This is a genomic window from Streptomyces albiflavescens (assembly GCF_014645835.1).
In the GTDB taxonomy this organism is placed as follows: Bacteria; Actinomycetota; Actinomycetes; order Streptomycetales; family Streptomycetaceae; genus Streptomyces; species Streptomyces albiflavescens.
The window spans coordinates 230812-243916 of the sequence record NZ_BMMM01000007.1 but is presented as its reverse complement, the minus strand read 5'-3'; the positions used below and the strand labels follow the sequence as shown (position 1 = coordinate 243916).

The window sequence follows — 13105 nt, the reverse complement described above, 5'->3', positions numbered from 1 at the left end:
GCGCACCGGAGTGCGGGGCCCGTGTACGCCTGCGACGATCGCAGCATGATCGCTCGGCTCCGGTCACCCGTGACGCAGTGGACGGCCGTCGTGCCCGTGGTCGCGGTGGTGCTGCTGGCCCTCACCTGGGGCCGTCACCTGCCCGGGGCGGTCGTCGCGCTGGTGACGCTGGTCCTCGCCGGGGCCGTGCTGGCCGCCGTCCACCATGCCGAGGTGGTCGCGCACCGGGTCGGCGAACCCTTCGGCTCACTCGTGCTCGCCGTCGCCGTGACGATCATCGAGGTCGCGCTGATCGTCACCCTGATGGTGGACGGCGGCGCCAAGAGCGCGACCCTGGCCCGCGACACGGTGTTCGCAGCCGTGATGATCACGTGCAACGGCATCGTCGGACTGTGCCTGCTCGTCGCCTCGCTGCGCCACAGGCTCGCCGTCTTCAACCCGGAAGGGACCGGCGCCGCTCTCTCGACCGTCGCGACGCTCGCCACGCTCAGCCTGGTCTTCCCGACGTTCACCACCAGCAAGCCGGGCCCGGAGTTCTCCACAGCCCAGCTCGCCTTCGCCGCGCTCGCCTCGCTGCTCCTGTACGGCCTCTTCGTGACGACCCAGACTGTGCGCCACCGCGACTACTTCCTACCGATCACCCGGCAGGGCGAGGTGATCGACCTGGACGAGCACGCCGGCGTCCCGTCCGCCCGCGACGCCGGGATCAGCTTGGGGCTGCTCGGCCTCGCTCTCGTCGGCGTGGTCGGGCTCGCCAAGGGCGTGTCGCCCACCATCGAGTCCGGCGTCGAGGCGGCCGGCATGCCGCACTCCGTGGTCGGCGTGATCATCGCGCTGCTCGTCCTGCTCCCCGAGACCATCGCCGCCCTGCGGTCGGCCCGCCGCGACCGGGTGCAGACCAGCCTGAATCTCGCCCTCGGCTCCGCGATGGCCAGCATCGGACTGACGATCCCCGCCGTTGCCCTGGCGTCCGTCTGGCTCTCCGGGCCGCTCGTTCTCGGCCTCGGCGCCACCCAGATGGTGCTGCTCGCGCTGACCGTGGTGGTGAGCTCTCTGACGGTGGTTCCGGGGCGCGCGACACCGCTTCAGGGAGGCGTCCATCTGGTGCTCTTCGCGGCCTATTTGGAATTGGCGATCAACCCCTGACGCGGTCACCCAGGCGTTCGCGCGGCGTGGTCCGTCAATCCGCCGCCTGGACGACCGCCAGCCGCGTCACGGGCCGGGTCTCCGGCAGCAGCGCGAAACACCCCAGGCTGAGCAGTGCGATCCCGGTCAGATACGCGGCCACGCCCCACGGGATGCGCGCTCCGCTCGCCAGCGCCGTCGCCACGATCGGCGTGAGCGCGCCCCCGAGGACCCCGCCCAGGTTGTAGCCCACCGCCGCGCCCGTGCAGCGCACCCGGGGCTCGTACAGTTCCGGGAGATACGCGGCGATGACGGCGAACATCGTGATGAACGCGATCAGCGCCACCTGGAAACCGAGGAACATCAGAAGGGGCTCGCCGGTGGCCAGCAGCCCGACCATCGGGAACATCCACAGCGCGGCGCCCGCGCAGCCCGCCAGGCACAGCGGCCGCCGCCCGTAGCGGTCGCCGAGCAGGGCGATCAGGGGCGTCAGAGAGCCCTTCACCACCACGGCGGCCATGATGCAGGTGAGCATGACGGTGCGGCTCACACCGAGCCGCTCGACACCGTAGGCGAGTGCCCAGGTCGTCACCGCGTAGAACACGGCGTATCCGACCGCGAGCCCCCCGGCCGTCAGCAGCACGAGCCGCCAGTGGTCACGCACCACCTCGGCGAGCGGCACGCGCGCGTGGTCCCGCATCTCCAGGAACCGCGGGCTCTCCGCGAGCGAGCCGCGCAGCCACAGCCCCGCTGCCGCGAGCACCCCCGCCGCCCAGAACGGCACCCGCCACCCCCACGCCGCGAACTGCGCGTCGGTCAGTGTCGCCGACAGCACCAGCATCACGCCGTTGGCCAGCACGAACCCCAGCGAAGGTCCGATCTGCGGGAAGCTCGACCACAGCCCGCGCCGCTCGGCGGGCGCGTGCTCGGCGGTCAGCAGAACGGCCCCGCCCCACTCCCCGCCCAGTCCGAGCCCCTGCAGAAAACGCAGCACAAGGAGGAGCACGGGAGCGGCCACACCGATGCTGTCGTACGTCGGTACGCAGCCGACGGCGACGGTCGCCGCGCCGGTCAGCAGCAGCGAGGCGACCAGGACGGGGCGCCGCCCGCGCCGGTCCCCGATGTGCCCGAACAGCACCGAGCCGAGAGGGCGTGCGACGAACCCGACGCCGAACGTCGCGAAGGCCGCCAGCGTCCCCGCCAGTGGTGAGAACGTCGGGAAGAACAGTGGCCCGAGGACCAGCGCGGCCGCGGTCCCGTAGACGAAGAAGTCGTAGAACTCGATGGCTGTGCCGGCGAGCGAGGCGGCCGCGAGCCGCAGCATGGAAGGCGCCCTTACGGTGCGTACGTCGTGCATGCCGCGTCAACTACCCACGGTGACCAACGGTTACGGGGGCGCGTGGTGGTGAGGTCCGCTTCAGTAGGTGACGGTAATGCGCCGGGCAGGACCGTCGACGCGGATCGTGCCTCCGTAGGGGATGACGAGTTGCGGATCGGTGTGGCCAAGGTCCACGTCGAAGACGACCATCATGTCCGGGGCATATATGTCGACGGCCCGGAGCACCGCCTCATGCTGCTCTCGCACATAACGGGCCCTGGCCTCCGCGTCGTTGGGCTGCTCGAACGACCATGCCTTCGGGCGACCCATCACCAGCGCCGGGAAGCGTTGCAGCAGGCCACGCTCGCCCATGCTGCGCAGGATCCAGAAGACGTCGTTTGCCTTGGGCATGTCCTCCGAGGTCTCCAGGAACAGCACATGTCCGTCGTACACCGAAGGATCACGGGCGATCTCACGGTCGGCCATCAGCAGCCAGGACAGGATCTCGATGTTGCCGCCCCAGGACGGGGCCTCTACTACTTGGTCGGGACGGTGCCAGGTCCAGCCGGTGCCCGGTTCCGTCGGGGGCTCGGAGTCGAAGGTCGCCGGGTCGTCCCAGGGACCGTCGACGTCCCGGAAGCGGTCGGCGGGGCGCAGTTCGTACGGCCCGGACGTGAACAGCGCGGCCCGCAGCGACTTTGCGGTCAGCGGATCCATGGCGCCGGGGCGGCCGAACTCGCACATCACCGTTCCACCGTGGTAGCCGACGATTCCGGCGTTCCACAGGTATGCGAGGAGGTTCGTGTTGTCGCTGTAACCGAAGAACGGCTTCGGGTTGGCGCGGATCAACTCCCGGTCCAGCAGGGGCAGCACGGTGATCTGGTCGTCGCCGCCGATCGACGCGATGACGGCCTTGATCGTGGGATCGGCGAACGCCGCGTGGATGTCGTCCGCCCGCTCCCGCGGCGTCGAGCCCATCTTCCGGGTCGTCGGATACTCGACCGGTTCGAGGCCGTACTCCTTGCGCAGCCGCTCCAAGCCCAGTTCGTACGGAAGCGGGAGCAGGCCCGGCAGCGCCGTGGACGGCGAGATCACCGCTATCCGGTCGCCGGGCGACGGCTTGGGAGGGTACGAGGGAGTGGTCATGGGCGGGAGGGTACGGGCGGCCAACACTCCCGTGCACCGTGATAAACCGGGTCCGAGCAGCGGTCCTCAACGGACCGGCAGACCCGAAGGACCGGAGGAACCGTGCCCCGCACCCTCGCCGACGCCCCGATCATGATTCTCAACGGGCCCAATCTGAATCTCCTCGGGCAGCGCCAGCCGGAGATCTACGGCTCGGACACGCTCGCGGACGTGGAGGCGCTGTGTGCCAAGGCGGCGGCCGCACACGGTGGCACGGTGGACTTCCGGCAGTCCAACCACGAGGGCGAACTGGTGGAGTGGATCCACGAAGCGCGCCTGAACCACGCGGGAATTGTGATCAACCCGGCCGCCTATTCGCACACTTCCGTTGCGATCCTGGATGCGCTCAACACCTGTGACGGCCTTCCTGTGGTTGAGGTCCACATCTCCAACATCCATCAGCGGGAGGAGTTCCGGCACCACTCGTACGTCTCGCTCCGCGCCGACGGGGTCATCGCGGGCTGTGGTGTGCAGGGGTACGCGTTCGCGGTGGAGCGGGTCGCGGCGCTGGCAGGCACGGGGCAGGCGGACGCCTGACGGAGGGGTGGGCGGCGGACACACGGACTCCGTCGAGGTCACACGGGCACATGTCCGCACCGCGGGAACGGGTGTCGCAGTCCCGTGAACACTCCACGAGAAGCAAAGCCGTGTGCTCGACAAGAAGCTCTGCCGGGGCCGCCGGCCGAGGGCGGGGATCGAAGGCCGGCGGCCCGTTGCCGCACAGGAGCCGTCATCCTGTGCGGGGCTGCCTTCAGTGGACTGCACCAGTGCCTGCGCCGGGAGCGCGCGCGTGACACCGGCGCGTGCGCTCGGTTCACACGGGGCGCGTGTTTCACGCGCGTGCACCTGAATGCGCGGGCCGCGGCTGGGAGACGCGGAGGGGCGCCGGCGCATGAGTCATGCGCGGCGCTCGCTCATGGGAAGGCGGGGGGCGCGCTCCCAATGGGCGAGGCGTGGGGCGCGTGCCCAAGGGACACGCGCCCTACGCTCGGGCTCACCAGCCGCGCGCGTGCCACTCCGGCAGATGCGGTCGTTCCGCGCCCAGCGTCGTGTCGTTGCCATGCCCGGGGTAGACCCAGGTCTCGTCCGGCAGCACGCCGAAGATCTTGGTCTCGACATCGTGGATGAGGCTGGCGAACGCCTTGGGGTCCTTACGCGTGTTGCCCACACCGCCCGGGAACAGGCAGTCCCCGGTGAACACATGCGGATGCCCGTGCGGGTCGTCGTAGACCAGCGCGATCGAGCCCGGCGTGTGCCCCACCAGGTGGCGCGCGGTGAGTTCCACGTTCCCCACCCGGATCGTGTCGCCGTCGTCGACGAGGACGTCGGTCGGCACCGGGATGCCTTCGGCGTCGTCCCGGCCCGCGTAGGTGCGGGCACCGGTGGCCGCCACGACCTCCGCGAGCGCCTGCCAGTGGTCACCGTGCTGATGGGTGGTCACGACGGACGCGATGCCGTCGTCACCGATGAACGCGAGCAGCGTCGAGGCATCGTTCGCCGCGTCGATCAGCAGCTGCTCGTCGGTGGCCCGGCAGCGCAGCAGATAGGCGTTGTTGTCCATCGGGCCCACGGCCACCTTGGAGATCATCAGGTTCTGCAGCTCATGCACATCGGCAGGGCCGCCGACCTTCACCGCTCCGCTGTACGTCATGACGGCAGCCTATAGCGGGGGGAGGGTGGGAAGCAGGCCGCCGTCGACCGTCAGATCGGCCCCGTCACGGCGCCCCGCGAGCCAGCCGAGGAGCGCGGGCGCCGGGCCTCTCACGGTGACCTCAGGGACACCCTCCGCGTCGCGCCCCGTGCTCCACGCGCGCGTGCCGTCCGTGATCCGCGTGGTCGGCACTTCGGGATGGTCGGCGAAACGGTCGGCAAGGAACTCGATCTCCCGCTCCACGAACTCCTCCGGAAGATCTTCGAGCTCGTACCCGATCCCCAGATCCACATGGTGCAGGTCCACCTCGACCCACCGCCGGAACGGCACCCTGGACGCCGAGTCCGTGACCCCGTTGCGCAGCTCCACCGTGCGTGACCAGTCCGCGGGCGCGTCCGCCGCCTCCTGGAAGCGGGCCGCGCTCTCGCGCACGTCCGCGAGCTGTGCGTCCAGCGGGCGTGGCGCGTCCCGCTCGATGTCGATGTCCCGGGCGTCGCCGGAGACGTACATGGGGCGCCCTTCGAGGACGTTCACGAGAGCGTCCGCGTTGCGGGCGAGGTGGGCGAGGACGTGGCCACGGCTCCAGCCGGGAAGCCGTGACGGCTCGGCCACGGACGCGTTGTCCAATGTGGCGGCTGCGGTGAGCAGCCGTTCGGTCGCGTCACGTACAGACGCCAGGTCGCGCACATGATCAATCATGAGGCCGACCCTAGCCCCGCCACACGTTTGGGTGAAGGTGGTCGACCACCCCCGCAAATCGAATACCCGTGCTATAAGCTCGGGCGCGGCGTCGGGCATGCTGGATGGCCCGGAATTGTTGTGAAGCAGGGAAACCAACCGGCGCTGTCAGTGGCTCCCCCTAGTCTGAAAAGGACGGGGGCCCCGCCCCTGTCACTTCTCTCAAGAAAGGTGCGGACCGGCGTGGCCGACCGTCTCATCGTCCGTGGAGCGCGCGAGCACAATCTCAAGAATGTCTCGCTCGACCTCCCGCGCGACTCGCTCATCGTCTTCACGGGCCTGTCGGGGTCGGGCAAGTCCTCGCTGGCCTTCGACACGATCTTCGCCGAGGGGCAGCGGCGCTACGTGGAGTCGCTCTCCTCGTACGCCCGGCAGTTCCTCGGTCAGATGGACAAGCCGGATGTCGACTTCATCGAGGGCCTCTCCCCGGCGGTCTCCATCGACCAGAAGTCGACCTCGCGCAACCCGCGCTCGACGGTCGGCACCATCACCGAGGTCTACGACTATCTGCGCCTGCTCTTCGCGCGCATCGGCAAGCCGCACTGTCCCGAGTGCGGCCGCCCCATCACGCGCCAGTCGCCGCAGGCCATCGTCGACAAGGTCCTGGAGCTGCCGGAGGGGAGCCGCTTCCAGGTCCTGTCGCCGCTGGTGCGCGAGCGCAAGGGAGAGTTCGTCGACCTCTTCGCCGATCTCCAGACCAAGGGGTACAGCCGGGCCAGGGTCGACGGCGAGACCATCCAGCTCACCGAGCCGCCCACGCTGAAGAAGCAGGAGAAGCACACCATCGAGGTGGTCGTCGACCGCCTCACGGTGAAGGACTCCGCCAAGCGCCGCCTGACCGACTCCGTGGAGACCGCCCTCGGCCTCTCCGGCGGCATGGTCGTGCTCGACTTCGTCGACCTCCCCGAGGACGACCCCGAGCGCGAGCGCATGTACTCGGAGCACCTGTACTGCCCGTACGACGACCTCTCCTTCGAAGAGCTGGAGCCCCGCTCCTTCTCCTTCAACTCGCCCTTCGGCGCCTGCCCCGAGTGCACCGGTATCGGTACGCGCATGGAGGTCGACCCCGAGCTGATCGTCCCGGACGAGGAGAAGTCCCTCGACGAGGGCGCCATCCACCCCTGGTCGCACGGGCACACCAAGGACTACTTCGACCGTCAGATCGGCGCCCTCGCGGACGCACTCGGCTTCCGGACGGACATCCCCTTCGCGGGCCTGCCGCAGCGCGCCAAGAAGGCCCTGCTCTACGGCCACAAGACACAGATCCAGATCCGCTACCGCAACCGGTACGGCCGCGAGCGCGTGTACATGGCGTCCTTCGAGGGTGCCGTGAACTTCGTGAAGCGCCGGCACAGCGACGCCGAGAGCGACGCGAGCCGCGAGCGCTTCGAGGGTTACATGCGAGAGGTGCCGTGCCCCACCTGTGAGGGCACCCGCCTGAAGCCGCTGGTCCTCGCGGTCACCGTCATGGAGAAGTCGATCGCCGAGGTCGCCGCGATGTCCATCAGCGACTGCGCGGACTTCCTGGGCGAGCTGAAGCTCAACGACCGCGACAAGAAGATCGCCGAGCGCGTCCTGAAGGAGGTCAACGAACGGCTGCGCTTCCTGGTCGACGTCGGCCTCGACTACCTGTCGCTGAACCGCGCGGCCGGCACCCTCTCCGGCGGTGAGGCCCAGCGCATCCGTCTGGCCACCCAGATCGGCTCCGGACTCGTGGGCGTCCTGTACGTCCTCGACGAGCCCTCCATCGGTCTGCACCAGCGCGACAACCACCGGCTGATCGAGACCCTGGTCCGGCTGCGCGACATGGGCAACACGCTCATCGTCGTCGAGCACGACGAGGACACCATCAAGGTCGCCGACTGGATCGTCGACATCGGCCCCGGCGCGGGCGAGCACGGCGGCAAGGTCGTGCACAGCGGCCCCTTGAAGGAGTTGCTCACCAACGCCGAATCGATGACCGGCCAGTACCTGTCGCGCAAGAAGGAGATCGCGACCCCGGACATCCGCCGCCCCGCCGACCCGAGCCGCAAGCTCACGGTGCACGGCGCCCGGGAGAACAACCTCCAGGACATCGACGTGTCCTTCCCGCTGGGCGTCCTCACGGCCGTCACCGGTGTCTCAGGATCCGGCAAGTCGACGCTGGTCAACGACATCCTTTACACGCACCTGGCCCGCGAGCTGAACGGCGCGAGGAACGTCCCGGGGCGGCACACGCGTGTGGAGGGCGACGACCTCGTCGACAAGGTCGTGCACGTCGACCAGTCGCCCATCGGCCGGACACCCCGGTCGAACCCGGCGACGTACACCGGAGTCTTCGACCATGTCCGCAAGCTGTTCGCGGAGACGACCGAGGCGAAGGTGCGGGGCTATCTGCCCGGCCGCTTCTCCTTCAACGTCAAGGGCGGCCGCTGCGAGAACTGCTCCGGCGACGGCACCATCAAGATCGAGATGAACTTCCTGCCGGACGTGTACGTCCCCTGCGAGGTCTGCCACGGGGCGCGCTACAACCGGGAGACCCTGGAGGTCCACTACAAGGGCAAGTCCATCTCCGAGGTCCTCGACATGCCGATCGAGGAGGCCCTCGGCTTCTTCGAGGCTGTCCCGGCGATCGCCCGCCACCTGAGGACGCTCAACGACGTCGGCCTGGGCTATGTCCGGCTCGGCCAGTCCGCGCCGACGCTGTCCGGCGGCGAGGCGCAGCGCGTCAAGCTCGCGAGCGAACTGCAGAAGCGTTCCACGGGCCGCACGGTGTACGTGCTCGACGAGCCGACCACCGGTCTGCACTTCGAGGACATCAGCAAGCTCATCGCGGTGCTGTCCGGCCTGGTCGACAAGGGCAACACGGTCATCGTCATCGAGCACAACCTCGACGTCATCAAGACCGCGGACTGGGTTGTCGACATGGGTCCCGAGGGTGGCAACGGCGGTGGGCTCGTGATCGCCGAGGGCACGCCCGAGCAGGTCGCCGGCGTTCCGACCAGCCACACCGGCAAGTTCCTGCGTGAGATCCTCGGCGCCGACCGGATCAGCGACGCGGCCCCCGTAGTAGAGGCAGTAAGCAAGACCGCCGCCAAGAAGGTGGTGGCGGCCAAGGCGACGGCGAAGAAGACGACCACGAAGGCCGTCAACAACACGGCCACCAAGAAGGCGGCCGCGGCCACGAAGAAGACGGCCACCAAGAAGGCGACCCCCGCGAAGAAGACCACGCGGGCGCGCAAGGCCTGACTCGAACAGGCCTTCAGGGTCCCCATCGGACGACCGCGCACGGCCTGACAAGTCCAAGAAATACGGCGCCCCACGGGAACTCCCCGTGGGGCGCCGCGCGTGGCACAGTCCCCCGCCCTGTGCTCGTCGCACTGCACGTCCAGGAGAGCCGAGCGTCCCGCTACACGTCACCGAGCTCGGAGGCGTACGGCGGTTCGGCTCCCGCGCGTGAGCAGGTGATCGCCGCCGCGCGGGCCGCGAAGCGCAGCAACTGGGTCCAGCCGTCGGTGCCGAGGGCTGCCATCGCCGCCGGTGACAGGGCGTCTCGCGCGGCCAGGCCGTGCAGCAGCGCCGCGTTCACCGTGTCGCCGGCGCCGATGGTGTCCACCACGTCGACCGGTTCGCCGGGTACGGAGTGGACCGACCCGTCATGGGTGAACGCCGTCAGGCCGTCGCCACCCTGGGTGATCACCACGGCCGCAGGGCCGGACGCCAACCAGTCGCGTGGGGTGCCCCCGAGCCACCGGGCGTCCTCCTCCGAGAGCTTGAGGAGCGAGACCGAGGGGAGCCAGCTCTTGAATCGGGCCCGGTAGGCGTCCGCGTCGGGGATCAGCCCGGCCCGGATGTTCGGGTCGAGCGCGGTGAACACGCCGCGCGTGGCGGCGGTCCGCATCAGTTCCTCGTATGCGCTCGCGCCCGGCTCCAGGACGAGCGAGCAGGTGCCGAAGGACACCGCCCTGGTGGCGTCGGGGAGTTGGTCCGATGCGGAGAAGAGACGGTCCGCCGTGCCCTCGACGTAGAAGGAGTATGCGGCCGAGCCGTCCGTGCCGATCGAGGCGACCGCCAGGGTCGTCGGCTCCCCTCCGCGCTGCACGGACGACACATCGACGCCCGCCTCGCCGAGACCGCCGAGGAGCGCCTCGCCGAACGCGTCGTACGAGACCCGGGAGCAGAAGGCCGTGGGCGAGCCGAGGCGGCCAAGTGCCACGGCCGTGTTGTAGGGGCCGCCGCCCAGGCGCGGCAGCAGGCCCACGAGGGCGCCCGCGCCCTGCGGTACCAGATCGATCAGGGCCTCACCGGCGACGACGATCACGACTCGGGTCCTTTCCTGTGGCTCTCGGGCCTCTCGGGGCTCTTGGAGCTCTCGGGGCAGCCGCACGACGTGCGATGGACGAAGGCGGAGGGCAGCCGGACGGTACGGCCCGCGCGGCCGGGCGACGCCAGCCGTTCCAGGAGCAGTTGGACGGCCTGGGCCCCGATCTCCTTGCTTGGCTGGGCGATCGCGGTCAGCCGGGGTGTGAACAGGTCCGCCCAGGAGAAGTCGTCGAAGCAGCACAGCGCCAGGTCGTCCGGCACGGCCAGTTCACGCTCGCGCACGGCCCGCAGCGCACCGATGGTCATGGCGTTGTTGGCGGTGACAAGTGCGGTGGGCCGCGTGGCGAGGGACAGCAGAGCGTGGGTGGCCTCCTCGGCGGCATCGGCCTGGGAGTTGCCGTGTGCCACGAGCCGCTCGTCGTACGGGAGTCCTGCGTGGGCGAGGCCGTGACGGTAGCCGGTGATCCGCTCGGTCGTGGTGCTGAGCCCGGGCAGGCCCGCGACCAGCCCGATGCGTTGATGGCCCAGTTCGGCGAGGTGGGTGACCAGCCTTGTCATGGGCTCGGTGTTCTCGGTGCAGACCTGGTCGAATCGGAGGGGGCCCTCGGCGGGGGAGTCGACGAGTCGGTCCAGGAACACGGTGGGCACGTCGTGCTGCTCCAGGTAGCCGAGGAGCTCGGCCGGAGCCGCGGAGGGCGCGATGATCATGCCGTCGACACGTCGCTCGTGCAGCAGCTGGACGACTTTCCGCTCGTGCTGCGGATCGTCGTGCGGATCTGCGATCAGCAGGCTGTAACCGTGCTTCAGGGCGCCGGCTTCGACGCCCTGAAGGATCTCCGTGAAGTACGGGTTGCTGATAGCCGATACCGCGAGCCCGATGGACCGCGTGCGTGCGGTGACCAGTGAACGGGCCAGGGTGTTGGGCGTGTACCCGAGCTCGTCGATGGCGTCGAGGACTGCCTGGCGCGTCCGGGGCAGCACCGGGCGCGTGTCGTTGAGCACGTGCGAGACGGTCGCGGTGGACACGCCTGCCCGCTGGGCCACGTCGACCATTGTTGCCATGGCGCTGCCTCCCCTGGGACCGGTTGCTAGCAGGGGAACGTATCCCATCCGGCGGCAGACGTAAACGCTTACGTCAATGCGTGCGTAAGCGTTTACGCAGGCGACTGCGCAAGCGATTGCGCATACGTTTACGCATACGTTTGCATAAGCGTTTACGTGCGCATCGTGGAGCGGCCCCCCGCCACGAGCGGAATGATTCACGCCGGTATCGTCGGTGTGCACCGCCCCTACCCGTGTCGGTGTCCACCCCCCGACCAGTGGAGATGCCATGTCCGGCCGTCCGTCAGCGAGCCGCCGTACCGTCCTGCGGGGAGCGGCGCTCACCCCGGTCGCCGGACTCGCCCTCAGCGCGTGCTCCGGTGGCGGTGACGGCGGCGGGACACCCGCGACACCGACCGCGCCGGTCGAGCTGGGTGCGGAGAGTGAGATCGCCAAGGGCGGTGCCAAGCTGTATCGGGATCGGAATGTCGTGGTCAGCCGCACCGAGAACGGCGAGCTCAAGGCGTTCAGCTCGATCTGCACGCACGCAGGGTGTGCCATCAACAAGCTTCAGGGCACGACGCTCATCTGCCCCTGCCACGGCAGTGAGTTCGACGCCGCGACGGGCAAGGTGCTGCAGGCGCCGGCCACCGTGCCGCTGCACGAGCTGTCCGTGGAGACGAAGGACGGGAAGATCGTCGCGGGCCCGGGCGCCTGAAGAGGCCCGCGCAACACCGACCCGGGAGCGGTCACTCCCAGTCCCACCCGATCCCCAGGATCCCCGACCGCACGCGCGCCTCGACCAGATGCACCGAGCGGTGGCGACCGCTCAGCATGAGTTCCTGGCGGCCGCTGCGCGGAGCCGCCGCCGAGTGCTGGGTGAACCGGTGGCAACGTGCGGGCAGTGCCTCCTCGGCGAACCGCACTTGGAGGGCGTACTGCCCGCCCGCGAAGCTGAAGCCGCGGACGTACTCGCTGGACGCACCGGCCGTACCGTCGTCGAAGCCGTAGCGGAACAGGAACGTATCGCCGGCGCGCAGGCGTGTGTCGAAGAGCAGCTCGGCCACGAGCACCCCGGTGTCGTGGTGCCAGCGCACCCGTCCCGTACGGCAGTTCTCCAGGGCGCGTATCGCCATCCGCTCCGGAGCGCATCCCGGGTCTCCGTGGTGGATGGCCACATAGCGGTCCACGCCGTCCCGGTGGGCGCGCACTATGTGGTGCGACTCGCGGCCCAGCAGCTCACGGTGCGCGCCGATCCGTACGCGTTCGTGGTGACCGAGGGTGTGCAGCCCGCCGTCGAGGGGGGACTCCAATTCGGCCAGGAGCCGCTCCAGGACCCCGGAGGCCTCCACGAAGGAGCGGTACGAACGGCCCGCGGGGCGTTCCGGACCGGAGTGCTCGTCCGCCTTGGCAAGCAGCCGGATCAGTGACTCGTCGGGGAGCTGGAGGATCTCCTCCAGGGCGCGGACAGCCCGTAGCGACTCGGGGCGCTGTGGGCGCCGGGCGCCCTGCTGCCAGTAGCTCAGACTCGTGACCCCGACCTTGACCCCGTACCGCGACAGATGGTGCTGTACGCGCTGCAGCGGCAGCCCGCGGGCGGCGATCGCGGCGCGCAGCGCGACATGGAAGGGGCCGCCCCGCAGAGCCGTCTCCAGCTCCGCCGTGGCGACGTCCGCGTGCTGTGTGCCGTGGCGCATGCAGGGGCCTTTCTGTGAATGTTCACTACGGCTGGTCAGGCCGTTCGT

Annotated in this window: 11 protein-coding genes; 4 read left to right on the top strand and 7 right to left on the bottom strand. The window is 69.6% G+C overall.

The features are described from left to right. Positions 1-45: 45 nt before the first annotated feature. Positions 46-1146, top strand: coding sequence for a calcium:cation antiporter (locus IEY95_RS20895; protein WP_189187592.1), 1101 nt, complete (start codon positions 46-48; stop codon positions 1144-1146). 34 nt (positions 1147-1180) lie between these two features. Here the strand turns inward: IEY95_RS20895 and IEY95_RS20890 are convergent, their stop codons facing one another. Then, positions 1181-2449, bottom strand: coding sequence for an MFS transporter (locus IEY95_RS20890; RefSeq protein ID WP_229703185.1), 1269 nt, complete (start codon positions 2447-2449; stop codon positions 1181-1183). A gap of 93 nt (positions 2450-2542) precedes the next feature. Further along, positions 2543-3589, bottom strand: coding sequence for a S66 family peptidase (locus IEY95_RS20885; protein WP_189187590.1), 1047 nt, complete (start codon positions 3587-3589; stop codon positions 2543-2545). Positions 3590-3691: 102 nt separating this feature from the next. Here IEY95_RS20885 and aroQ point away from each other — a divergent pair, with 102 nt between their 5' ends. After that, a complete protein-coding gene (gene aroQ, locus IEY95_RS20880) occupies positions 3692-4165 on the top strand; it encodes a type II 3-dehydroquinate dehydratase (protein ID WP_189187589.1) in 474 nt (157 codons plus the stop codon). Positions 4166-4622: 457 nt separating this feature from the next. Here aroQ and IEY95_RS20875 read toward each other — a convergent pair whose 3' ends face one another. Then, positions 4623-5279, bottom strand: coding sequence for an MBL fold metallo-hydrolase (locus IEY95_RS20875; protein WP_189187588.1), 657 nt, complete (start codon positions 5277-5279; stop codon positions 4623-4625). 9 nt (positions 5280-5288) lie between these two features. Further along, positions 5289-5978, bottom strand: coding sequence for a maleylpyruvate isomerase family mycothiol-dependent enzyme (locus IEY95_RS20870; RefSeq protein WP_189187587.1), 690 nt, complete (start codon positions 5976-5978; stop codon positions 5289-5291). A 222-nt stretch (positions 5979-6200) separates the two neighbouring features. On the opposite strand from IEY95_RS20870, the gene uvrA reads away from it, so the two are divergent. After that, positions 6201-9245, top strand: a complete 3045-nt coding sequence (gene uvrA, locus IEY95_RS20865) for an excinuclease ABC subunit UvrA (protein WP_189187586.1) — start codon at positions 6201-6203, stop codon at positions 9243-9245. Between the two features lie 160 nt (positions 9246-9405). Here the strand turns inward: uvrA and IEY95_RS20860 are convergent, their stop codons facing one another. Together IEY95_RS20860 and IEY95_RS20855 are read right to left on the bottom strand one after the other, a co-directional pair. Beyond that, the gene (locus tag IEY95_RS20860; RefSeq protein ID WP_189187585.1) at positions 9406-10317 is read right to left on the bottom strand and encodes a carbohydrate kinase family protein; all 912 of its coding nucleotides are present in this window, start codon (positions 10315-10317) and stop codon (positions 9406-9408) included. After that, positions 10314-11381, bottom strand: coding sequence for a LacI family DNA-binding transcriptional regulator (locus IEY95_RS20855; protein WP_189187584.1), 1068 nt, complete (start codon positions 11379-11381; stop codon positions 10314-10316). Before IEY95_RS20855 ends, IEY95_RS20860 begins: the two co-directional genes overlap by 4 nt. 268 nt (positions 11382-11649) lie before the next feature. On the opposite strand from IEY95_RS20855, the gene IEY95_RS20850 reads away from it, so the two are divergent. Continuing rightward, entirely contained in the window at positions 11650-12078 is a 429-nt protein-coding gene (locus tag IEY95_RS20850) for a Rieske (2Fe-2S) protein (RefSeq protein ID WP_189187583.1), read from the top strand. Between the two features lie 31 nt (positions 12079-12109). On the opposite strand, the gene IEY95_RS20845 is transcribed toward IEY95_RS20850, so the two are convergent. Then, the gene (locus tag IEY95_RS20845; RefSeq protein WP_189187582.1) at positions 12110-13057 is read right to left on the bottom strand and encodes a hypothetical protein; all 948 of its coding nucleotides are present in this window, start codon (positions 13055-13057) and stop codon (positions 12110-12112) included. Between the last annotated feature and the right edge of the window lie 48 nt (positions 13058-13105).

Bases quoted from the DNA above. Each gene is read 5' to 3' on its own strand.
- IEY95_RS20890 (WP_229703185.1), bottom strand. From the start codon at position 2,449: ATGCTGCGGCTCGCGGCCGCCTCGCTCGCCGGCACAGCCATCGAGTTC.
- IEY95_RS20885 (WP_189187590.1), bottom strand. From the start codon at position 3,589: ATGACCACTCCCTCGTACCCTCCCAAGCCGTCGCCCGGCGACCGGATA.
- IEY95_RS20895 (WP_189187592.1), top strand. From the start codon at position 46: ATGATCGCTCGGCTCCGGTCACCCGTGACGCAGTGGACGGCCGTCGTG.
- IEY95_RS20870 (WP_189187587.1), bottom strand. From the start codon at position 5,978: ATGATTGATCATGTGCGCGACCTGGCGTCTGTACGTGACGCGACCGAA.
- IEY95_RS20855 (WP_189187584.1), bottom strand. From the start codon at position 11,381: ATGGCAACAATGGTCGACGTGGCCCAGCGGGCAGGCGTGTCCACCGCG.
- IEY95_RS20845 (WP_189187582.1), bottom strand. From the start codon at position 13,057: ATGCGCCACGGCACACAGCACGCGGACGTCGCCACGGCGGAGCTGGAG.
- IEY95_RS20850 (WP_189187583.1), top strand. From the start codon at position 11,650: ATGTCCGGCCGTCCGTCAGCGAGCCGCCGTACCGTCCTGCGGGGAGCG.
- IEY95_RS20875 (WP_189187588.1), bottom strand. From the start codon at position 5,279: ATGACGTACAGCGGAGCGGTGAAGGTCGGCGGCCCTGCCGATGTGCAT.